General features: G+C 34.4%; 23 protein-coding genes and 2 pseudogenes. 4 read left to right on the top strand and 21 right to left on the bottom strand.

Features of this window, described 5'->3' with window-relative positions; all coding sequences use genetic code 11:
- Positions 1–191: 191 nt before the first annotated feature.
- The 7 genes from AC1DIT_RS18660 to asnB all read right to left on the bottom strand — a co-directional run bounded on the left by AC1DIT_RS18660 (position 192) and on the right by asnB (position 7,022).
- Positions 192–680, bottom strand: a complete 489-nt coding sequence (locus AC1DIT_RS18660) for a hypothetical protein (RefSeq protein WP_476998342.1) — start codon at positions 678–680, stop codon at positions 192–194.
- A 528-nt stretch (positions 681–1,208) separates the two neighbouring features.
- A complete protein-coding gene (locus AC1DIT_RS18655; RefSeq protein WP_033671151.1) occupies positions 1,209–1,856 on the bottom strand; it encodes a nitroreductase family protein in 648 nt (215 codons plus the stop codon).
- Positions 1,857–1,958: 102 nt separating this feature from the next.
- Positions 1,959–2,837, bottom strand: a complete 879-nt coding sequence (gene dat / locus AC1DIT_RS18650; RefSeq protein ID WP_016131395.1) for a D-amino-acid transaminase — start codon at positions 2,835–2,837, stop codon at positions 1,959–1,961.
- A gap of 298 nt (positions 2,838–3,135) precedes the next feature.
- Positions 3,136–4,131, bottom strand: coding sequence for an N-acetylmuramoyl-L-alanine amidase (locus tag AC1DIT_RS18645; RefSeq protein ID WP_016131394.1), 996 nt, complete (start codon positions 4,129–4,131; stop codon positions 3,136–3,138).
- A gap of 100 nt (positions 4,132–4,231) precedes the next feature.
- On the bottom strand, positions 4,232–4,561 hold the full coding sequence (locus tag AC1DIT_RS18640) for a hypothetical protein (RefSeq protein WP_016114711.1): 330 nt from the start codon (positions 4,559–4,561) through the stop codon (positions 4,232–4,234).
- Positions 4,562–4,617: 56 nt separating this feature from the next.
- Entirely contained in the window at positions 4,618–4,977 is a 360-nt protein-coding gene (locus AC1DIT_RS18635; protein WP_016131393.1) for a GNAT family N-acetyltransferase, read from the bottom strand.
- 143 nt (positions 4,978–5,120) lie between these two features.
- Entirely contained in the window at positions 5,121–7,022 is a 1,902-nt protein-coding gene (gene asnB, locus AC1DIT_RS18630) for an asparagine synthase (glutamine-hydrolyzing) (protein ID WP_003197399.1), read from the bottom strand.
- Between the two features lie 217 nt (positions 7,023–7,239).
- Between asnB and AC1DIT_RS18625 the strand changes: the two genes are divergently transcribed.
- Positions 7,240–7,707, top strand: coding sequence for an Hsp20/alpha crystallin family protein (locus AC1DIT_RS18625; protein ID WP_016114708.1), 468 nt, complete (start codon positions 7,240–7,242; stop codon positions 7,705–7,707).
- Between the two features lie 54 nt (positions 7,708–7,761).
- Here AC1DIT_RS18625 and AC1DIT_RS18620 read toward each other — a convergent pair whose 3' ends face one another.
- Positions 7,762–8,346: an SCO family protein gene (locus AC1DIT_RS18620; protein ID WP_016131392.1), complete on the bottom strand. Its 585-nt coding sequence runs from the start codon at positions 8,344–8,346 to the stop codon at positions 7,762–7,764.
- A 344-nt stretch (positions 8,347–8,690) separates the two neighbouring features.
- On the opposite strand from AC1DIT_RS18620, the gene AC1DIT_RS18615 reads away from it, so the two are divergent.
- Positions 8,691–9,662 carry an MBL fold metallo-hydrolase gene (locus AC1DIT_RS18615; RefSeq protein ID WP_016131391.1) on the top strand — a complete coding sequence of 324 codons (972 nt, stop codon included), beginning with the start codon at positions 8,691–8,693 and terminating at the stop codon, positions 9,660–9,662.
- Between the two features lie 288 nt (positions 9,663–9,950).
- Here AC1DIT_RS18615 and AC1DIT_RS18610 read toward each other — a convergent pair whose 3' ends face one another.
- The 4 genes from AC1DIT_RS18610 to tatA all read right to left on the bottom strand — a co-directional run bounded on the left by AC1DIT_RS18610 (position 9,951) and on the right by tatA (position 12,320).
- Complete coding sequence (locus AC1DIT_RS18610) at positions 9,951–10,793, bottom strand: DegV family protein (RefSeq protein WP_016131390.1); 843 nt, start codon at positions 10,791–10,793, stop codon at positions 9,951–9,953.
- Positions 10,794–10,946: 153 nt separating this feature from the next.
- Entirely contained in the window at positions 10,947–11,198 is a 252-nt protein-coding gene (locus AC1DIT_RS18605; protein ID WP_016131389.1) for a DUF2535 family protein, read from the bottom strand.
- Between the two features lie 154 nt (positions 11,199–11,352).
- The gene (gene tatC / locus AC1DIT_RS18600; RefSeq protein WP_016114704.1) at positions 11,353–12,081 is read right to left on the bottom strand and encodes a twin-arginine translocase subunit TatC; all 729 of its coding nucleotides are present in this window, start codon (positions 12,079–12,081) and stop codon (positions 11,353–11,355) included.
- 74 nt (positions 12,082–12,155) lie between these two features.
- On the bottom strand, positions 12,156–12,320 hold the full coding sequence (tatA, locus tag AC1DIT_RS18595) for a twin-arginine translocase TatA/TatE family subunit (RefSeq protein ID WP_001132888.1): 165 nt from the start codon (positions 12,318–12,320) through the stop codon (positions 12,156–12,158).
- 192 nt (positions 12,321–12,512) lie between these two features.
- On the opposite strand from tatA, the gene trhA reads away from it, so the two are divergent.
- The gene (gene trhA / locus AC1DIT_RS18590) at positions 12,513–13,169 is read left to right on the top strand and encodes a PAQR family membrane homeostasis protein TrhA (protein ID WP_016114703.1); all 657 of its coding nucleotides are present in this window, start codon (positions 12,513–12,515) and stop codon (positions 13,167–13,169) included.
- A gap of 36 nt (positions 13,170–13,205) precedes the next feature.
- Here trhA and AC1DIT_RS18585 read toward each other — a convergent pair whose 3' ends face one another.
- From AC1DIT_RS18585 to AC1DIT_RS18565, 5 genes are all read right to left on the bottom strand, one after another.
- Complete coding sequence (locus AC1DIT_RS18585) at positions 13,206–13,925, bottom strand: lysophospholipid acyltransferase family protein (protein WP_016131388.1); 720 nt, start codon at positions 13,923–13,925, stop codon at positions 13,206–13,208.
- Between the two features lie 111 nt (positions 13,926–14,036).
- On the bottom strand, positions 14,037–14,672 hold the full coding sequence (locus tag AC1DIT_RS18580; RefSeq protein ID WP_016114701.1) for an FMN-dependent NADH-azoreductase: 636 nt from the start codon (positions 14,670–14,672) through the stop codon (positions 14,037–14,039).
- Positions 14,673–14,909: 237 nt separating this feature from the next.
- Complete coding sequence (locus AC1DIT_RS18575) at positions 14,910–16,895, bottom strand: penicillin-binding transpeptidase domain-containing protein (RefSeq protein ID WP_016114700.1); 1,986 nt, start codon at positions 16,893–16,895, stop codon at positions 14,910–14,912.
- Between the two features lie 185 nt (positions 16,896–17,080).
- Entirely contained in the window at positions 17,081–17,569 is a 489-nt protein-coding gene (locus AC1DIT_RS18570) for a dihydrofolate reductase (protein ID WP_003197378.1), read from the bottom strand.
- A gap of 20 nt (positions 17,570–17,589) precedes the next feature.
- A complete protein-coding gene (locus AC1DIT_RS18565) occupies positions 17,590–18,546 on the bottom strand; it encodes a thymidylate synthase (RefSeq protein WP_016131386.1) in 957 nt (318 codons plus the stop codon).
- A gap of 258 nt (positions 18,547–18,804) precedes the next feature.
- Between AC1DIT_RS18565 and AC1DIT_RS18560 the strand changes: the two genes are divergently transcribed.
- Positions 18,805–20,262, top strand: a complete 1,458-nt coding sequence (locus tag AC1DIT_RS18560; RefSeq protein WP_016131385.1) for a serine hydrolase — start codon at positions 18,805–18,807, stop codon at positions 20,260–20,262.
- A 74-nt stretch (positions 20,263–20,336) separates the two neighbouring features.
- On the opposite strand, the pseudogene AC1DIT_RS18555 reads toward AC1DIT_RS18560, so the two are convergent.
- The 4 genes and pseudogenes from AC1DIT_RS18555 to AC1DIT_RS18540 all read right to left on the bottom strand — a co-directional run.
- Positions 20,337–20,707, bottom strand: a pseudogene (locus AC1DIT_RS18555) (VOC family protein).
- Between the two features lie 230 nt (positions 20,708–20,937).
- On the bottom strand, positions 20,938–21,570 hold the full coding sequence (locus AC1DIT_RS18550) for an HAD family hydrolase (protein WP_016131382.1): 633 nt from the start codon (positions 21,568–21,570) through the stop codon (positions 20,938–20,940).
- Positions 21,571–21,702: 132 nt separating this feature from the next.
- Positions 21,703–22,281, bottom strand: coding sequence for a YpjP family protein (locus tag AC1DIT_RS18545; RefSeq protein ID WP_003207109.1), 579 nt, complete (start codon positions 22,279–22,281; stop codon positions 21,703–21,705).
- 280 nt (positions 22,282–22,561) lie between these two features.
- Positions 22,562–23,310 (bottom strand): annotated as a pseudogene (locus tag AC1DIT_RS18540) (ABC transporter permease); the annotation flags it as partial.

Below are 23,310 nucleotides of genomic sequence, written 5' to 3'. Positions count from 1 at the left end.
TTATAAGAATATTTTATACATTCACCAATAATTTTTTTGATAATTTGTGCTAATTCTTCTTTCTATTATAATTCAGTAGAGCCTTTTCGCCTGACAATCAATTCATTTATTTCATGAAAAACATACAAAACAAAAAAGTACATTACTTTTTCAGTAATGTACTTTTTGTTACATATAACGTGTTAGCTATTTTAAGATGCAGGTTTATTTTCAAATTTAGCCTGTACAAAGTTAATAACTTTTCCCGCTGGATCATTATTTTGAAATTGAATTGCAGTTATTGTATGATACCCTRTCTCTAACGTTTTTTGTTTTAATTCTACTGTTGTCTGCGTCATGCTAGTAACATGATGTTTATCTTCAAATATACGATCTACGAATACGAATGTTTCTTTATCATTTTGAAAATCGACAAGTTCTAATTCAACTTGCTGAATTAGAGTGTCCTTCTTTACAAATACAGTTGGTATCTTACCATTTTCAGAAGTACCATCTGGTGTGATTACCTTTACTTTCCCTTCACCAATTGGAGTTGCCCCTTCAGGAAAAGGAGTTACACTCTCATCACTTGCATTAACAACTTGTTCTTCTTGTTGAGACTCTATTTCTTCTTTTGCTTTTGGTACACTACACCCTACTAATAACAAAGCAGACAATCCAGCGATTATGAATTTCTTCAAAATTCATCCCCCCTGTACATTTATTCTTTATTTATTATACAGAAATAACTATCTGTTCTAAGCTCAGTTTTTTTAAACTTCCGTGAACAAACATTCTGCTCATCATTACTGTACCATACTTTCTTTTTTAACATCATTAATTTTTTCAAGAGATAATTAGAAATTTCTTCTTATTCTCCATTTTAACCCATTATCACTAAAAATTATTCCAGTCTAGAAAAAATTCTTGTCACAGAAGAAAATCTTAAATTGTAGTGAATCTAGTACAAAGGTTCTTTTCATAACAAATCATATTGTGAGAAGGTTCATGTTGAATAATTATAGATGTTTCATACTGTGTATTAGATTCTAATCTGTTGAAAGGTTTAATCGATAGCAAGAAACAAATCGTGTATGGTTTAAAAGATTACAATCAGTATAAAATCAAATTTGATTATTTTGTTGAACAATAAAAGCCTAAAAATTAATTAACAAATCTACTTCATAAAAAAGACATCGGTACATCCGATGTCTTTTTTACATAGCATCCTACAAAATAAACTTTGTAATATCTTTTACTTCTTTTCGAGCAAGTTTCTTCGGTTTATCTTTTGGATACCCTAGCGAAATTACCATATTAATTTGTTTCTCAGGCTCAATTTGTAAATATTGTCGCAGTTCATTTTGAGCTAATAACACCGGCCCTGTCATCGGGCAAGTCCCAAGACCTCTTGCATATGCTGCTAACATTAAATTTTGCGCAGCTAAACAACTACTCTTAATCCCCTCTTCTTCCCATACTGAATCTGGAACGAAGTCAATTGGATCAAATATTTTTTCACGAAACTTTGACTCATATGGTGTAGCTAAACATACGATTAAAACCGGTGCATCAGAAAAAGCAGTTGCATACGGTCCAAACGAACGCGTAAGTAATTTTCCTGCTTTTTCTTCTCCTTTTCCCGTTGCTTTTTCAGCCAATTTATGTAAAGCATCCCATGTCATTTGCTCAATTTCTTTAATTTTATCCCGATTCATAATAACAATAAATTCCCACGTTTGCGAGTTCGTATCGCTTGGAGCATAACGAGCACAATCAATAATTTCCTCTATGTCACCAACAGATACTTCTTGTTCTGTAAACTTCCGAACACTGCGTCGTCCGTGAATTACTTCTTTAAATGCTTCATAATTCATATACATAAAATCCCCTTTTATAGCGTTTTCAAAAATTGTCCTATGCTTGATTATATCACGAAAAAAAGCTGGAGGAATACCAGCTTCATTTTTCTTGCGCATTCAATTTATTACTTTAAAGGTAGCGATGCTTTCTTCATAAGCTTCTTGTAACTTCCTTGTGACAGGTCCCCGTTCACCATTACCGAATGATCCGTCTCCAATTTGAATGACAGGGAGTATTTCAAGGGGCGTTGCTGTAAAGAAGCACTCATCTGCCTCGTAAACTTCTTGTAATGAAAACTCTCGCTCTTCTACTTCAATATGTAGAGCTGTTGCTAATGAAATGACATGATGACGAGTAATTCCATGTAAAATAAGTTGATCCGCTGGGTGCGTAATCACTTTATTATTTTTTATAATAAAGAAATTCGAATGGCATCCTTCTGTTACAATTCCATCTCGAACTAATATCGCTTCTTGATACCCTTCTTCATTAATTTTATTCTTAATCATAATATTAGGAAGAAGATTTAAAGATTTGATATGGCAAAACTTCCAGCGAATATCCTCTTCCACTGTTACTTTTATTCCCTTTTCCAATAGAGATAGCGGTCTCGGGAATGAAACAATGTTTGCAAAATAAGTTGGCTCTAGATTTGATTCATATACATGATTTCGTGGCTGCATGCCTCTTGAAATTTGAATATACACATTCCCATCTTCTTGAAATTGATTTTTCTCAATTAATTGCTGAAGTTGTTCAATTAATTCTTCTTTTGTAAAAGGTGGAACAAGATGAATTTCCTTCATAGATTTAAAGAATCTTTCTAAGTGTAAATCTAGTAGGTGAGGTTTCCCATTATATAAACGAAACACTTCATATATACCATCACCAAATTGTAAACCTCGCTCTTCTAATGCAACCATTGGCTGTTCTTTCTTCGTATTCACAATTCTTCCATTAAACAAAATCCAATCTTTATGAACACCTGTTGCCATATTACCACTCCTTTCCTAATAATTATTTTCATTTTACAACTTATTCGCATTAAATATAAAGAATTTTCTGTTTTAACAAAAGTAATTGTCACTTCAATCAATACATAATGTGCATAACACATGTTTTGACTTGCCCTTTTCAACACGAATTGCATAGCTATTACAATGATAAGTCCAATTAGCACGTCTATAATTTTAATATATTATTTTCTCACAAAAAGCCCTCCCTCTAAGTTCTTCTGTTTGCAAGACATTCAAGGCAGGGTGTCATTCAATTCTATTGATAATCTTTTATATTTTAATATTGATCATATTTGATATAAGATGAATCATTATATATCCACTGATTTCCTCCTAGATTTAGCCAACCGTTTTCATTTGCGTATACTAAATAGGATTCTGGAGAATTTAACTTTCTAATAACTGAAGACGATGTYGATGGACCGCTTCTTAAATTCACATTCGTCCCTCGAATATTCGCCACTCCAATCGGACTTCCATCACTATTTCCGTATTTCACATAATCAATATACGATGGATCATTATATATCCATTGGCCTGTCCCTAAATCTAGCCAACCGTTACTTTCCTGATAAACTACATACGATTCTGGAGAATTCAACTGACGAATCACTGAGGATGATGTTGATGGGCCGCTTCTTAAATTCACGTTCTTTCCTCGAATATAGGCTATTCCTATCGTTTGAGGAGCTGGACTTGGCGGTTCTGGATTTGGTGGGTTTGGATTTGCCGTTAATCCTAAGATTACAGCAATTCCTCTTGCATATGCTTGGCATAAATCTTCTATAAACTGCGGATTTTTTAATAAATTTGCATCAAATGTTGTATCAATAAAAGCTGTTTCTGTTAATAAAGCATCCATAGCTGTTTCCCTTAGTACTGCATAATTGGCCTTTTTTGCACCACGATCACGCAAACCGTATTTCGTTAAAACAGGATTAACTGCTGCATGCATCTTTTGTTGCTTGGCTGCTGCAGAACTGCTATCTGATAGTCCATTATAAATATAACTTTCAAAACCTGTTCCACCGCCACTATTAATATGAAATGAGATGAAAAAATCTGCTCCGAAAGAATTAGCAATATTTGCACGTTCTGATAATGAGATAAAGACATCACTATCGCGCGTCATCTTAATATTAATTGCATAATTTGCAAGTAAAATATCTCGAACACGCTTAGCAATTTGAAGTGTTAGATTTTTTTCAACCAAACCGTTTCCAACAGCACCGGAATCGTATCCACCATGACCTGCATCTATAACTAGCTTCATATACCATTTCCTTTCTATATTTAATAGAGCTTATATTTATGCTCGTCCTATTTTATGTACAACATAAAAATTTGGTTACAAAACAAACAAAAAAACCACCTTATGTAAGGCGGTTTCCATCATCTCGATTGAGCCAATTTAAAATAAATATGTACGACTGATAATGAACATGCCGTATACAAAACAAACAAAATAGAATAGCCATTCCACTGCCACTATATATTAAGCCAAACTTCAAAAAAATGTTCAATATCGGTGGAAAGTGGATTGCATTTTGTAATACATACAAAGTAAAAAACAGAATAAAAAATACCGGAATGTATTGCCATTCATACGGTTTACGCTTTTTACGCATCATTTTCCGGATGAAAATTTGGCATAGTTCTGCTCCTATAAAACAACTCCCTATTAGTAAAAAACCAGACGTCATCGTCATACATCCACCTGCCTTATATTCATTTCTTTCCTTAGTTAACTTCTTTCCTTTTAGAAGCGTTTTATGTACATTTCACCGTTCCATATAAAGCCGAGTCCCTCTATAAAAGATTTAGCTTGTTTAGTTAGATCCCCTTGTAACACCTTGATATCTTTCATATCTCTACTCTTCATCATTTCTTCAAATGTAAAATAAGTGTTCGTTCCATATCCGTAACCTTGATAATCAAAATGAATTATTAAATTAGATAATATAGCACGCTCACCTTGAACGGTATAATCAATTACACCAATATATGTATCATCAATTTTTATACAATATTGAACTTCCTTTATATTCAAACCATGAGAAGCAAACATTTCTTCAACAACTTTTTTTGTTTCTGTACTCACTTTTTCAAACGTAATCATATTTTGTCCATCCTTTTATTATTATTGTATCAACTACAATACGTATTTATGAAAAAAACCTTAAGATCGTATGCAATCTTAAGGTTTTCTTATTTATCCCACTATTGGTGGGCTAATAATCAGTGGCGGATGCCAGTTTCACTTTATACTAAGCTATACGCACGCTTTGTTTCTTCATGAAACTCATTTGTATCATATTTATGCTCAACATAAATTTGGTGCCATACCATAAATGCAAGTACTGTCCAAATTTTACGGCTATAATCGCCTTTATCTGCACAATGTGCTTCCAGTAAGTTTAATACATACTGTTTGTCGATTAAATGCTCTGTTTTGCTTTCTTTAATAATATTAACAGCCCAGTCATGCATTTCATCTTTTAACCAATGACGAATTGGTACAGGGAATCCAAGCTTTTTACGATCTAACACGTGATCTGGAACGATTCCGCGCACTGCTTCACGTAAAATTGCTTTTGTTGTTCCATTTGCGATTTTTAATTCTGTTGGAATTTTAGACGCAACGTCAAACACTTCTTTATCTAAGAATGGCACACGAAGTTCTAATGAATTTGCCATCGTCATTTTATCAGCTTTTAATAAAATGTCGCCGCGTAGCCATGTGAACATATCGATGTATTGCATTTTGCTTACATCATCATAATCTTTAATTTCATTATACAATGGCTTCGTGATATCCATATAGTTAACACTTTCATTGTAATACTTCATTAACTCAGCTTTTTCTTCTTCACGGAAGATTTTCGCATTACCATAGTAGCGTTCTTCAATTGGTGTACATCCACGTTCTAAGAAGCTTTTCCCTTTAAATCCTTCTTTTAATGCTCCACTTAATGCTTTTAAGACACTTTTTCCTGGAGTAGGAATATAAGAGAACATTTTTAACGAGTTTGGTTCACGATAAATATTATATCCACCAAATAGCTCGTCCGCACCTTCACCAGAAAGAACTACTGTTACATGCTTACGCGCTTCTTTTGCTACAAAGTACAACGGTACAGCAGCTGGATCAGCTAAAGGATCATCCATATGCCAAATAATTTTTGGGAATTCGTTCATGAATTCTTTCGCTGTAATGAAGACACTATGGTTTGTAACGCCTAACTTTTCTGCCGTTTCTTTTGCTACATCAACTTCACTAAAGCCGCGGCGTTCGAAACCAACAGAGAATGTTAGAAGATTTGGATTCATTTCTCTTGCGATAGACGCAATGATAGATGAATCGATACCACCAGATAAGAATGAACCTACTGGTACATCACTACGCATATGAACTTTTACAGAATCATACAATACGTCGCGAATCGCTTGAATGTGCTCCTCTTTTGTCGCACTTGAAGCATTGAAATATGGTTTCCAGTAGCGATGAATTTCCATCTCTTTACCGATTTCTTTTACGAAATAATGACCAGGTTCGATTTTATTAATATCAACAGTTAATGTTTCTGGTTCTGGTCCATATTGATACGTAAAGTAATGTTGCAGAGAAGTTGGATTTACCCCTTTATCTTGCATAACATGCATGATACTTTTCTTTTCAGATGCAAAGAATGTTGTATCACCTTGCTGCGCGATATATAGCGGCTTAATACCGAAGTGGTCACGTGCACCGAAAAGTTTCTTTTCTTCACGATCCCAAATCATAAATGCAAACATACCACGTAGGTAATCTACACATTTCTCTTTCATGTGTGCATACAATGCGATAATAACTTCTGTATCAGATTGCGTTGCAAATGTTGCACCTTTTTCAAGTAGCATTTCACGTAATTCTACATAGTTGTAAATTTCACCATTAAAAATAATTACATATCGATCATTTTCATAAGTTAGCGGCTGATGTCCTGCCTCTAAGTCAATGATACTTAAACGGCGGAAGCCAAATTGTACATGTTCATCACGAAAATATCCCTCGTCATCTGGACCACGGTGGAAAATAATCGTATTCATATTTTCAAATTGATGTTTTTCTGTTTCTGAAAACTCTCTAGGGTTTTCACATAAACATCCTACAAAACCACACATACTTCTTACCCTCTTTCAGTTTTCATTCTGTTTCTATACTACTATATCAACCCTATTTATACTAGCATAATCAACTCGATATGGCGATAAAAACTATAAAAAAATCACTCTATTTCACATTTTACCCAATTTTTTTGTGTAAACATGAAAAATAGGCACTCACATTTGCGCACATTTGTCATATGATATTGCAAATTGATTTCTAGGAGGCAAAAACATGAGTGATGAAAAAAAAGAATCTTCGTCTCGTCCACCAATTCGTAGTTACTTAAAACAAATTGATGATTTTTTTGAACAAACGCCATTACGTGATGTAATTGCGGATATGAATCACTTTTTTCAAAAAGGAAACCGCTTATTAACATTCCCTGTCGACCTATATGAAACTGGAGAAGAACTGGTCATAAAAGCAGAACTCCCGGGCGTTCAAAAGGAACAAATCCAAATAGAAATTCAAAGTGAATACTTAAAAATCTCTGTTACTGAAGAAATCATGGAAGAAACAAAAGATGAAGTTTCACATAATTACTATCGCCGTGAGCGATCCATGTCAGGAGCTTCTCGCATGATTAAGCTTCCATATTTAATTAAGAAAAAAAGTACAAAAGCTTCCTATCAAAATGGCATTTTAGAAATCCGCGCTCCAAAACTTCCACAACAGCACGATATTTTATCCATAGATTAACCATTATATATATATTTTCCATATACAAAAAGAAGGATGCTGGGCATCCTTCTTTTATTTCAAGAGTCGCTCCATATCACGTAAAATGTCCTCATACGGTGTTTTGCTAATTCCATTATACTTTTTCATTACCTTGCCTTCTTGATCGACTAAGTAAAACGATGTTCCGTGGATAACTTGCCCATTCTCTGGTTTATCTACAAGCGATTGGAAATTATCCTTTGAAAATTTCGTGATATCCTCCAATGAGTAACCAGTTAACAAGTTCCAATTACTTGTATCCTCTGTGAACTTTTGTATAAATGCTTTCAAATTCTCTGGCTTATCAAGTTCAGGATCTACACTAAACGAAACGAATTGAACATCTAACTTTTTCTCTTTTGCCATCTTCTGCAACTTTGCCATATTCGCAGTCATCGGAGGACAAACCGTTTGACAATTGGTAAACATAAAATCAGCTACCCATACTTTCCCTTTTAAATCTTTTGTACCAAACTTCTTACCATCTTGATTTATGTATTGAAAAGTTTCTAAATCCCAATTTAATGGTTTACGGAGTTTTGATCCTGAGCCGCATCCTGCAAGTATAAAGAAGCAAAAAACAACTATGAGACCAATCAGCTTTTGATAACGCTTCATTTTCAAACCTCTCTTCTCTTTCCTAAATTTATGTATGACATGTTTATCATAACAAAAGTAAACACTATGCGAAAATTGTTTAGCCCATTTGTTCACGAAATCGTACGAATTTAGGTATGTTACTTCCTATTTTCGAGCGAATTACTAGACAACTGTTTCATTGTTTACTAAAATTATCTCCTTCCTGTCTCTTTACACAATAATTTTCAATAAGTCACTCGCTTTGTAAAGATATCCACACTATTTTTTACAATTTTTTAATCGTTAATCAATTTCCCTCACTTTTTTCCTTTACAACATTTCGATACAATACAACTACAAAGATTTTAAATGAGGTGATGTTCATGGCAAACCGCTATGAAAACATGGATAATGTTAGTACAAAAAAACCACTTCGTTCTTTTTTACGTTGGCGTAAAGAACGAAAACAAAACAAAAAAGATTTTTCTTATCTAGTAGAACAATCACCTGTAAAGAGTAGCCAGTTTTTACGAACGAACACTGAAAAAACAACAATTACATGGATAGGTCACTCAACATTCCTTATACAAACAAACGGGCTCAACATTTTAACAGATCCAGTATGGTCAAAGAAAATAAAGCTTGTACCGAGGCTAACGAATCCTGGCCTTACATTACAGGAATTACCTAAGATTGATATTGTCCTCATTTCACACGGTCATTATGACCATTTGGACTTTTCCACACTTCGTCAATTGAATTCAGATGTTCTATACTTAGTACCTACTGGATTAAAAAAGTTATTTACAAGAAAAAAGTTTATGCGAGTAGAAGAATATAATTGGTGGGAATTCACAAAAATTAATGATGTAGCATTTCACTTCGTACCGGCGCAGCACTGGACAAGAAGATCATTGTTTGATATGAATACTTCCCACTGGGGTGGATGGGTTATCGATAATAGTACAACAGATGAAACAATTTATTTTTGTGGTGATAGTGGCTATTTCCGAGGATTTAAAGAAATTGGCAACCGATTTTCTATTGATATCGCCTTAATGCCTATTGGTGCATATGAACCAGAATGGTTTATGAAAATATCACATGTTTCCCCCGAGGAAGCAGTGCAAGCCTTTTTAGACGTAAAAGCAACGCATTTCATTCCAATGCATTACGGTACATTTGCACTTGCTGATGAGACACCTAGAGAAGCGATTACCCGACTTCGTAACAACTGGAATTTACGTATGTTATCTTGGGAACAACTTCACGTATTATTTCTTGGTCAAACGTATTTTCCAGAAAAAATGCCCTCTGAGGAAAAAGAATCTATAAAGGAACACGCAAAATTATAAATCCCTTTCCCCTTTTATGCATATTATAAACTAAGGCTTTAATGAACTACTGATTTTCTGTTCATATAAGAACCGATAAAAGGAGAAAGGAATATTATATGAGGGAGTATTTACAACGACGCTTTATGATTTCAATAAGCGCCATTATCACGATTATCATTGTCTATTACAATCAGTTATAACATCTCAGTTAATAGAACTTCTTCCTCACTCCTAAATAGTCTCATTCATTTAAAATGTTGCTGTAGATGAAAAGATAAAAAGAGCTACCCTCAAGTAGCTCTTTTTCTATTCAGCAAAATATGAAAATCCGATTGCCCCTACACCAGTGTGTGTGCTAATTATAGGCGTTGTGTAAAAAATGTCCGTTTGTGTAAATCCACTAATTTTTTCAACTGCTTCTTTCATTTTTTGCGCTAATGGTAATGCTTTCGCATGTGGTACAGCTACCGCCTTTACTGTTTTACCAGCTATATCTTCCTCAAATATTTTTATCAATGTTTTCACAATTTGACCTTGGCTGCGTACCTTCGCGACAGGATTATATACACCGTCATCAATACTTGCAATTGGCTTAATGTTTAATAAAGATCCGATCATAGCTGTTCCTTTTCCAATCCGACCGCCTTTTACAAGGTTTTCTAACGTATCAACAACTACAAATAGACGAGTATTTTTACGAACTTCTTCAACACGCTTTAAAATATCCTCTAAAGAACGTTCTTCCTTCGCCATTTTTGCTGCTTCAATTACTTGATATGATAAAGCATGCGTAATAAACAATGAGTCTACCACTGTAACTTTCGTATCTGTCATCGTTGCTGCAGTATTAGCTGTTGCAACTGACCCACTTAAACCATGCGTTAAGTGAATGGAAAGAACTTGGCTACCGTCCTCCCCTAAACGATCATACATTTCAACAAACGATCCGACTGCTGGCTGTGATGTTTTTGGTAATTCTTCTGATTTTTGCATTTCTTCAATAAATTCATCCGGCTGTAAATCTACACGATCTAAGTATGTTTTTCCATTTACAGAAATCGACAATGGAATAACATGAATATCATATTTTTGAATCACATCTTGTGATAAATCCACCGTTGAGTCTGTAACAATTTTAATTTTTTGCATATTTTACTTCTTCCCTTTCCAATACGCTCTCCTTGTTATTATACTAGTATTCACAATGCTTTCAACAGTTTGAAGTAATTTCTGACAAATTTCTTTGATTTTTATGTCTAAAAAGAAAATGACAGAGCTTATTTGCTCTGCCTCTATTTTAGACTATGCATTTTTTTCAAGCGAGTTTGTTTGATATACATTTGAATAATCATTCCACTTTAAGCAACTTTGTAAATATTCGCGAAAAGAGTATGAGAATCTCGGTTGTTTTTGTTTTTGAATTTTAGCAATAAATAGTTGAAGACGTGACTGAATTAGAAATGCTAATGGGTGTTGTGTCTGTAGGACAGGGATTTCAAATATTTTGATACAATTCCCTGTTGAATGAGTGAAATAAAAACTTTTCATAATCACGATATCAATCCTCTTTTTTATTGGATTTATAACTTCAGTATAAACTTACAATAGTGAAAAGTTTGTCTAAATTTCGGAGATTCTATAATTTTTTTCTTCTTTATATTGTATACAGTTATAAGTATAGTATAACAAATAAATAAAAAAAGTGCCTTTATAATGAGGCACTTTTTGATTCTGTATTCATTTCTCTTTTTATTTTCCTCTTATACACAAACTTTGATGCTGTAATACTTAATTCATAAATTACAAGAAGTGGTATCGCTACTGAAAAATCAGAAATAAAGTCTGGTGGTGTAATACAAACAGCAATTACAATTAAAATAAAATACGCATATCTTCTCACCTTTTGTAGTGCTATTGGATTAAGAACACCTATGCTAGTTAAAAACATCGTAACGACAGGAAGTTCAAATATCACAGCAAATGGTACTGTCATATTCATCACAAACGAAAAGTACTTATCCGTCGTAAACATTGTCTGAAACATATCATCACCAAGACTCATTAAAAATTGCAAAATAAATGGTAAAATCAGAAAATAGCCGAAGCAAAGCCCTCCAATAAATAATAGAAATAATGCCGGTATATACAGAATTGTCATTTTACGCTCATGTTCATGTAGGGCTGGTTTTACAAATAACCAAATTTGTAAAGCTGCAACTGGTATTGTACATACAATTGAAAAGACAGCTGCAATCACAAAATAAATCCATAAAATATCACTTGGACCTAAAACAGTTAATTTCATATTTAAATCTTTTACGATAAAATTATATATTTCTTTCGTAAACGAAAAGCCAATGACAATAAAAATCAGAAACGTCAGCGCTGTTATAATGAGTCGCTTTCTTAACTCTCCAAGATGCTCTATGACACTCATCTCTTGATTGTCCACTCTTATCACCACATTCCCCACTCGCTATATAGCATAGAAACAAAATAACCTAGTGAAATTTATTTCTTTTCTTCCGTATCATCATGCAAACCCTTTGCAGACTTTTTAAACTCTTTTAATGTTTCCCCAAAAGCTCGTCCAATTTCAGGTAACTTTTTTGGACCGAAAATAATTAAAGCGAGTACTAAAATTAATATTAAACCCGGAACCCCAATATTTGGCATATGACTTCCTCCTTAATCTCACTTAATTTTATTTTGTCAAAAAAGTTTGTAAACGTCAATGCATCCATTAGCTTTTGTCAAAAAAATTTGAAAATATAATCACTTAAACAATTTTCATTTTCTATTTCTTATGTATATGATATGGTAAAGGAAATTACACCTTACTTCATCAAACATGAAAGGAATCAAATTATGACTCAAAAAATAACACGAATGACGCAATTCGTAAAAGAGGAAATTGCCAATGCGATTACCCATGGCATCGGTGCCATTTTAAGCATTCCTGCATTAATAATACTAATTATGCATGCATCAAAGCATGGTACTGTATCTGCTATTGTTGGATTTACAGTTTACGGCGTGAGCATGTTTCTACTATATTTGTTTTCTACGCTATTACATAGCATCCACCACCCGAAAGTAGAAAAATTATTTACGATTTTAGATCACTCGGCCATCTATCTCTTAATTGCCGGCACGTATACACCATTCTTACTAATTACTCTAAGAGGGCCACTCGGCTGGACATTACTTGCAATTATTTGGACGCTGGCCATCGGTGGAATTATTTTCAAAATTTTCTTTGTACGCCGTTTTATTAAAATGTCAACACTGTGCTATATCATTATGGGCTGGCTCATTATCGTCGCTATTAAACCACTTTATGAAAATTTAACCGGGCATGGATTTTCACTATTGTTAATCGGTGGGATTCTATATTCAGTAGGGGCTATATTTTTCCTTTGGGAAAAGCTGCCCTTCAACCATGCAATTTGGCACCTTTTTGTATTAGGTGGTAGTGCAATGATGTTCTTCTGCGTCTTGTTTTATGTATTGCCTGTTGCATAAAAAAAGTCTCAGCTTTTTCAAGCTGAGACTTTTTTATTACTTATGTAATTGAGCTGCAATAATATCGTTCGTATACTGTGTTAATTCTTTTATATCCATACTTGCATATTGCTCAGGTGTAATTGGTTTAGAAATGGTTACTGTTGCATGAGCAGGCTTCATGCGATTTCCATTCGCCTCAAACATCTTATATGTTCCGTCTACAGTTACTGGTAAAATAGCTACTCCGGCTTTTACAGCAAGATGAAAACTTCCTGCTTTAAACTCCCCCATTTCGCGGCCCTTACTGCGCGTTCCTTCTGGGAAAATTACGATAGAATGTCCATTCTTTAAAAGTTCAATTCCATCTTTAATAGCTTGGAGCGACTGCCGACGATTACTACGATCCATAAACACACAATTCATCAATTCCATCCAAGTTGGTACAATCGGAAATTTTTTAATTTCTGCTTTTGAAACAAATCCAATTGGTTTATTCAAGTACCCAAGTAAGACTGGAATATCCATATCACTTTGATGATTACTTACAACAAGGACCGGTTTATCTTTCGGCACATTTTCAATTCCATTTACTTGTACAGTCGACCCAGCTACACGAACCATTTTCTTACCAAACCAGTTTGTCGTTTTATACACGAGACGATCTTTTTCTTGTGGCGACATTGTCTGTGCTTTTCGTTTTATACGCCATAATCTCGGTGTAATACCAATTACAATTACAATTAAATAAAAGATTTTAAAAAACGTTTGAATCATATAGAACCCCCACTTATTCTCATTCCGTCCTTCATTATACTAGACAAACGAAGGAAAAAGAAGAAAAAATGTCCAAACGACAAGCGTTTGGACATTTTTGAGTTTTCTATATTAGAAACGTTTTGCTAATTCACGAGCATTTGCAATTGCCGCTTCTTTAATTTCTGGTGCTTTTTCAGGGTTTGCATTCATACCTTCAACCGCAAGGTAGTCTACATCAGATATACCCATAAATCCTAATACTGCATTTAAATGCTTGCGGCCAAAGTCCATTGCTGCGTATGGTCCTTCAGAGTAAACGCCACCTGTAGCTTGAATGTGAAGTGCTTTTTTCCCTTCTAGTAAACCAACTGGTCCGTTTTCAGTATATTTAAAAGTTTTACCTGCGATAGATAAGTTATCTAAGTATGCTTTTACTACTGGTGGATAACTGAAGTTCCACATTGGCGTTACAAACACATAACGATCTGCATTCATAAATGTTTCTAAGTTTGTATTCATTGCTGCAATTTTTTGTTGTTGGCTCTCGCTTAACGTTTCAAAGCCTTCACCTGCTGCGAATTTACCCCAAGCTGCAAATACTTCTGCATCAATTGCTGGTACAGTTGTGTTAAATAGATCAATTGTTACCACTTCATCTTGTGGATGTTCATTTTTATATGCTTCGATGAATGATTCCCCTACTGCCATACCGAAAGATGCTTCCGCTGAATTTGGATTTGCTGTAATAAATAGTACTTTTGTCATTTTTATTCTCTCCCTTAATAATTATCTTTAATTTGAGATTTTTAATAAAAAGTAAATAACTTACCTTATGTAAGTATAATACAAAAACATTCTTTTTCTGTCAATAAAAAATAGCTACTTTTTTTTCGTAAGTAGATAATTCTCCTATCTCCATTTCATTGAATATTCACATTTTATTATTCAATCTTCACGAAAAAAGCTATCTCCTTTTTTAAGGAGATAGCTTTTTCTTAAGTATTACTTTTGAAAAACATGCTTCACTTTTTCACCAGGTACGTTACTTCCACCCCGGCCTTTTACATCTTCAATCATCATCGTAACAATCATATTCGGTGAATTTACATCAAAAGCAGCGAACCATCCAAGTTCTTTTCCCTCTGCTTCCTTCGACTCTTTTAACTCAGCTGTTCCCGTTTTTCCAGCGAGAGTCATACCGTCAACCTTAGCAATTTTCCCTGTACCATCTTCATCATTAATTACTTTTGTTAACGCATTTTTTAATATATCTTGGTTCCCTTTAGAAATTACATTTTCTTTCCAAGGTTTAACTTGTTTATCATCTTTAATAAGATGTGGRGACGGTATATTCCCTTCATTTACAATCGGTGCATACGTTAATGCCAAATGAAGAGGCGTCATTAATACTTGGCCTTGTCCATACCCTGTATCAGCCATTTGAATATCATTTTTAATACCATCTTTTGCAATTTTTGAAACCGGGAATGGATATTCGATTGGTAACTTTTCATCGAATCCAAATTTCTTTGCTTCACTCATAAATTTATCTTTCCCAATTTTTATTGCTTGTTGTGCAAAGTAAATGTTATCAGAAAACTTCATGGCTTTATCAAAATCAATTGGACTTGCATCTTTTACACGTGTTACATAATAATTCCCCCATGAAGAATCTTTTGTCCATTGTAATCCTTCAATTTTCAATTCCTCTTTTGGATCAATTGTTTTCGTTTCAAGACCAATTGCACCTGTAATTGCTTTAAATACAGAACCTGGTGCCGATGCTTGTGTAAAGCGATTTGTCATTGGCTTTTTCGGATCATTATTCCATGCTTCACGTTGTGCTTTTGATGCACCTCTTACTATTACATTCGGGTTGTACGCAGGGCTACTCACAAGTGCAATTGTTTCACCAGTCTGCGGATTTATCGCTGCACTTGAACCAGCTTCTCCCTTCATTTCGTTAAAGATTTTTTCCTGAACTGTACTATCAATTGTTAACGTAACATTTTCTCCATCTTTTGCTTCAATTTTAGCTAATTCTTTTTTCTCTTTTCCTTGTGCATCCTCCATGAAGACACGGCCACCTTTTTTACCACGTAGCTTCTCTTCAAATACTTGTTCCAAACCAGCTTTTCCAACTGGGTCATCTGCCTGATATCCTTTTTTCTGTAAATCCTTTAAATCTTCTGCATTCACTTTCCCCATATATCCTGTTAAATGAGCAGCAGCCTCTCCCAATGGATATGTACGAACATTAACTTGTCGAGTCGTTACACCGTCTAAAGAAATATAATCATTTTGCGTTGCACCTTCTTGTAAAATCCCAATTGGTACAAATGAATCCGGTTTAATCCATTTTGCCGCAAGCTTTTGATCTATCTCTTCTACAGACATATTCAGTAACTTTCCAATTGTTTCCTTTGTCTGTGGTGCAGCCTCTCCTAGTTTACCTGGAATGATGCCAATTTCATTTGCTCTTCCATTCGTTGCAAGTCCTTTTCCATTACGATCATATATCTCCCCACGCTTCGCTTGAAACGTTTGCATACGTACTTTACTGTCTTTTGTCATGCCTGGAAAAATAAAATCTGGAGTCCAGTCTATTTTCCAAGATTCTTTATCTCCATCTTTCTCTTTCACAAGCTTTGCTTCGTGCGAAAAGGAAATCTTCCCACCAACTGTATCCATACTCACATTAAAAGGAACTGGCCCTTTATCTTCTTTATCCTCTTTTACTTTTCCTGTTTCTATCTTTAGATTTTTAACTTCAATACCCGCATAAATCTTTTCGTACTTCTCTGTAAAATCTTTTTTTGAAATAGATTTTTTTGCATCTTCTGATAATTGATCATACATATCTGCAAATTTTTGCTTATTCCACGCTTTTGCATATGTATCAAATGCTTGTGCTGGCTTTTCTTCTTTACCACATCCTACTAGCATGAGTGTGAAGCAAAGAAAAAGCAATCCCCATAGTTTTTTCAACCGATTCTCCTCCTTTAGTTAAGCAAAGAAATAATAAATATAAATCTGTCTTTTATGGATTTTTCCTAAGCTACTAAAACTTACAACCTCTACCATTATATCATCAAAAAAGTTCATTCATAAAGTTTTATCTTATTATCTAAATAAAAAGATTGATGTGAACATACACATCAATCTTTTTATGATTATTTTTGTTTTTCATATATGTGATAATAATATGTGTACGGATTCTTTTCATCCGTAACACCTTTTTCCACAAAAACTTCTTTCCACTCTTTCATATTCATTTCTGGGAAGAATGTATCTCCTTCAAATGAATGGTGAATCTTTGTTATATAAAGCTTGTTCACATATGGTAAGAACAATTCGTAAATTTGCGCTCCACCAAAAATAAAAATTTCTTCTTCATTTTTACATAACTCAAATACTTCTTCTACTGACTGCGCAATTTCACAGCCTTCTACATGATAATTCATATTGCGCGTTACGATAATATTTCGTCTTCCTGGAAGTGGTCTTCCAATCGCTTCATAGTTTTTTCTCCCCATAATAAGTGGGTGACCCATTGTTGTCTTCTTAACATATTGCAATTCACTTGGTAAATGCCACGGTAATTTATTATCCTTACCGATGACTTTATTTTCATCCATTGCGACCATAAATGAAATAATCATATTTTCATCTCCTTTTGCGTTTACACTGCGACAGGCGCTTTAATTGTAGGATGTGGATCATAACCTTCTAATGTTAAATCATCCATTTCAAAATCAAAAACAGACTTTACATCTGGATTTAATTTTAGCGTTGGAAACGGGCGTGGTTCACGCGCTAACTGCTTTTCCACTTGTTCAAAATGATTTGTGTAAATATGTGCGTCTCCAATCGTATGAACGAACTCTCCTGCTTCTAAACCACATTCATGCGCAATTAAATGTGTTAACAATGAGTAGCTTGCAATATTAAATGGAATGCCAAGGAAAATATCACCGCTTCGTTGATATAACTGACACGAAAGCTTTCCGTCTGCTACGTAAAATTGAAATAGCGTATGACAAGGCGGAAGTGCCATACTTGGCACATCTTCAGGATTCCAAGCAGAAACAAGTAAGCGACGAGAATCTGGTGTTTTCTTAATCATTTCGATTACATCTTTTAACTGATCAATCGTCTCACCTGCTGTCGTTTTCCAAGCACGCCATTGTTTTCCATATACATCTCCTAAATAGCCATACTGATTTGCAAAATCATCATCTTCCAGTACATTCTTTTTAAACAAATCCATTTGCTCATCATATTGTTTCTTAAACTCTTCATCCTGCTGAGAGCGAAGTCCAAAGTCCGTCATATCTGGCCCTTCATACGCATCGCTTTCTACCCAGCTTTTAAACGCCCATTCATTCCAAATATTATTGTTATTTTGTAGTAAATAACGAATATTTGTATCGCCTTTCATGAACCAAAGAAGTTCACTAGCTACTAAGCGGAATGGCACACGCTTTGTCGTTAACAAAGGGAATCCCTTGCTAAGATCAAAACGCATTTGATATCCAAATACAGATACAGTCCCTGTTCCTGTACGATCTTCTTTTTTTGTACCATGCTCCATCACATGGCGACACAGATTTAAGTATTCATATTCAGCATGTTTCATATGTAAGAAAAACCCTCTTTCGCATCTATTTCCTATATGGAGTTTATCATACAAAAAACCTTGATGCATAACAAAATTAATAAAAGCTGTTATTAAAAAACATTTCTATATTATAAGTATTAACAGAAATCTAATACGGAGTATCAATTTTAATGAATCTTACAAAATTCTTAATTTTTCACCTTTTGAGAGGTATTTAACTTCTAATCAAAGAAAATATAGTGCGGAAGTATAAAATAATATTTGGAGGTTAGAAGCATGAGTAAAATCGAAATCCCTGTTGTTAGCACATTACAAACAACGATTGAGAAAATGATGAAAGATTTAAACGTGCCAGGGGCTGCTGTTGCAGTTATAAAAGATGGAGAAGTCATTGTTTCAGAAGGATTTGGCTATCGTGATTCAAAACAGAAAAAACCGGTTACGCCTCAAACACGCTTTGCAATTGGATCTGCGACCAAGGCATTTGGCACCCTATCTTTAAGCCTATTAGCACAACAAAAAAAGTTTGATTGGGATACTCCTGTTCAATCTTATATCCCTACCTTCGCTTTATCAGATATGCTTGCAAGCTCCCAAATTACAGCACGTGATTTAGCTTCCCACCGCTCTGGCGTTAGTCGTCATGATGCTCTTTGGTACAACTCTTCCTTAACTCGAAAAGACATCGTTGAAAAAATAAAGCATTTATCACTTGATGCACCATTTCGCACAGCTTTCTTATATAACAACTTAATGTATGCAACAATTAGCTATATTGTAGAAAACATTACAAATCAGACATGGGAGCAATACGCCAAAGAACATATTTTAGCACCACTTCAAATGGAGCAAACAAACTTCTCTGTCACAGACTCACAAAATACGAATGACTGCGCATTGCCTTACGTTGAGAAAGATGGAGAAATAAAAGAGATACCATTCCGTAATATTGATACAGTAGGAGCTGCTGGATGCATCAATTCAACAATTGCAGATATGGCAAATTGGGTGCTTTTCCATCTTAATCAAGGAAAAACAGGAGATCACGAATTACTATCTTCTGAATTATTACAACAAATGTATGCGCCGCACAATACAATTCCTGATCAGCCACTTTTATCGCCCCCTGAATCACCAGTAAATAGTTATGGTCTTGGTTGGTTTATTAGTTCTTACCGTGGCTATAAAGTAATTCATCATAGCGGAGGTATCGATGGATTTTCTGCACTTGTCTCATTTATTCCGAAAGAAAATATAGGCCTTGTCATATTAACGAACGCCGGAAGCACCTTACTTCCTAGTTATCTTGCAAATCAAATCTATGACGAACTCCTCGGATTGGAAACAATTGATTGGCATAAGCGTGCTATAGAAGACACCGCTCAATTGAAAGAAATGATGAAAGAAGTAAACCAATCACTTCCAGAACAAGTAAAAGAGACCGTACCTTCTCATGCATTAGAAGACTATATTGGAACATTCGAACACCCTGCTTACGGAACACTAGAAGTGTATAAACAAAATGAAGAGTTATATTTACAGTTCACAGAACTAAAAGTTCGGTTACATCACCATCATTATGATATGTTTTATGCAACATTAGACTTATTCCAAATAGAAATGAATGTGTTGCTTGCTTATGAGATGGATATAAAAGGGGAATTCCAAACAATCCAATTACATGTACCAGTTATGTTAAGTACACAGCCTCTTACTTTTACGAAGATTAAATAAAAATACAACAATCTAAACTTATAATAGAGGGAAGCTATACTTTCCTCTATTATTTATCCCAATAAGATCTCTCCTCACATTTCCACATTAGGCGTATAAGCCACTTCTACAACAAACCCATTCGGATCATAAAAATCCACAGTATAATATCCATCTGAGTAATGATTCATCTCAATCGGCCCACGAATAATCTCCACTTGTACATTTTGTAAGAAATTAGTGACCTCATCAACTACAGTTCTACTAACAGCCTGATAACAAATATGCCTCGGCCCTAACGTTCTTACAATCTTTTCATCTACTTCCTTGAAATATATTTCAATCTTCCCTGTACTAAATGCACTCTCATTCAACTGTTTCCAGCCAATGGTAGAGAACATATGGATTCCTCTAAATTTGCTACCCAAAATTCAATATGATGAATACCAGGTTCAAACTGCTGCATCCCCTTCTCTTCCTTTCTGTCATTTTAACAGTACTCCAACAGAAAAGGGTTAGAACAATTACTTGTGAGAACGACTGAAGACTGAAACTGTAGGGCAAGGTTGTGTCCAAACAGTATAAACGACGCCTGTGGAGAGTATGTAAGACTGCTTGAATTCTCAAGCAGCAACACTCTATGAAACAGGAAGCCCCTTCTTCAAACGACTCGTAAGAGTGTTAAGGAGGGGTCATTCACTGAACAGACTCAACTATATGTAAAATTTCATTTGGTGTATCTACCATATAATTTGGAGAATCTTCTTTGACCGTTTCCATCACATCATATCCCCATCCAACCCATATGACATTTACGCCAACTTTTTTACATGCAACAATATCTCGTTGCTCATCACCAACATACAACATATCAGCTTCTGTTAACTTTTTTTCTTTTAAAAATTTCTTGATAATTTTATCTTTCCCAAACAAATTTTTTGAACAAAAAACTTCTTGAATATTTTTTATTTGATTGTTATGTAGAAATGCTCTAATATGCTCTTCTGAATTAGAGGATATTACTGCTATTCCATAACCCTTTCTATGTAATTCATCTAGCACTTCCTTCATACCATTAAATAAGACTAGATCTTTAATAGCTGGCTGGTATAGTTTATAAAACTCTAGCGCTAATATAGGCAATTTATAAAGTGGTACATGCAGCTGTTTACACCTTTCAGGAATAGATAATTTTCTTAAAGGTTCAATTTCTTCTTCACTTACCGTTTTATACCCATGCTTCTCAGCAAGTTGATTATAAATAGGAACAAATATATCTTGTGAATCTACTAATGTACCGTCAAAATCAAATACAACATATTTCAACATAATGAATACTCCCTTAGCCTCTTTTTTGAACAAATCTAAACATATTCTATTCGCTGTTAAGATCCGTTTCACCTTTAATTTTCACATTTATAAAAAACAAAAAAGAACAAGGACATCTCCTCGTTCTTTTTATCACGACAGCCATTTCGGCGGCATATTCGTATTCCAATAAATATCTCCTAACTCATGATGCGCTGTATATCCATCATCAAAGCGATGGTAGTGGAAATTAAAATAATATCCATCTTGTGGCGGATGATCCCGCCTTACATGGAAACGTAGTAAATCATTTCCTGTTTTCGTGTCATATACATGAAAAATCTTTTCGTTATTGCCGCCTGCTGGTTTCTGTGAAATTGCTAATGATTGTAAAGACTCTTCCGGTACATCTGTTGTAAGCTCTGCAATTGCTTCTTCTATTTTAGGTAAAATAATATCTTTAAATTCATCTTCAATGACAGGTCCAATTTTAGAACCAAACTTTTGCATAGATTGTTTCTCAGCCTCTTGCATTGCATAGGTCACAAAGGTCTCTGCGGTTAACCTCTCTCGATTTTCTTCATATGTATAGGACGTCTGCTCCAAATTTTGTTGCCTTGTTGTAGGCTTGTCCGCTTTTGCATTATCAAGCAAAATAGAAGGAGGCGTCACTAAACCAAATGTAAATACAGTAATTAATGCGACTAACGTCTTTCTAAACCAATTTGGCATTTTTTATTCCCTCCCCTTTCACTACTTATATTTGTATAACGGTTGTTTCTTCCATTATACAAAATGATGCTAATTTTTGCACTTTACAAATTTATTAACTTTCATATTTTTTTCATTTGAATATGTAATAGTCAGATTTCATATAATATAAGTACAACAATAGTGAGGAGGATTTTTAATGACTCTAGATGTCATGTACTCCGTCGTGAGCATTTTTGTTCTCTTATATTTTATTTACCAGTCAATTACAGACTAAAAAAGAGCCATTTGGCTCTTTTTTCTATGGTATGAATACAATCCTACTATTAATATTAATAGTAGGATTCCTACGATAATAGCTGGTAATAAATAAAACTGGCCAAGTATAACTATGCCGTAAATCAAAACAGCCGGAACAAACAAGCACATTCCCGCTCTTCCTTTTAACAATAATAACTTCCCCTGATCACAATATAATTGGAGAAACATTTTTTTAACAAATTCATTCCATTGATCCCMTGAATAACGTGCAATTGCAACACAGACAAATACAATAATAATAAGCGCAATCCACCATGGTGTTACTTTTATCGATGCTGCACTCATAAAGATAATTTTAATATAAAAACTTAAAGAAGCACCTGATCGAAAATACTCCTTAAAAAATGATTCAATAATACGCGAATCAGATTTTTTCCCTAGTATATGCTTCGAACGTGGAAACAACCATGGTCTCGAGTTATTACTTGGCTTCGTTATTTGACCACTAAAGTGCATGATTTCCCTTGTCCAGCGCATACCCTCTTCCTTTTCTTTTTCAACTTCCTTAAAAAAGAAACGTTGATAGTTCATTTTTTGTTTTATCAATATCAAACTAATTCCAATCAATACAATGATAAATAGCATTGCATATACTGGATGTTTAAAACCTAAAAACATACCACTTCCCAAACAAATAAAACTCATAAAAAATACGATAATCTTTACAATCCATAATACCCAGCGCTTCCCTCCACGCACATCTATATATCTTACCAATAGTGATAACAT

This window comes from Bacillus sp. 05T22 (assembly GCF_056396765.1).
This window is presented reverse-complemented; position numbering and strand designations above follow the sequence as displayed.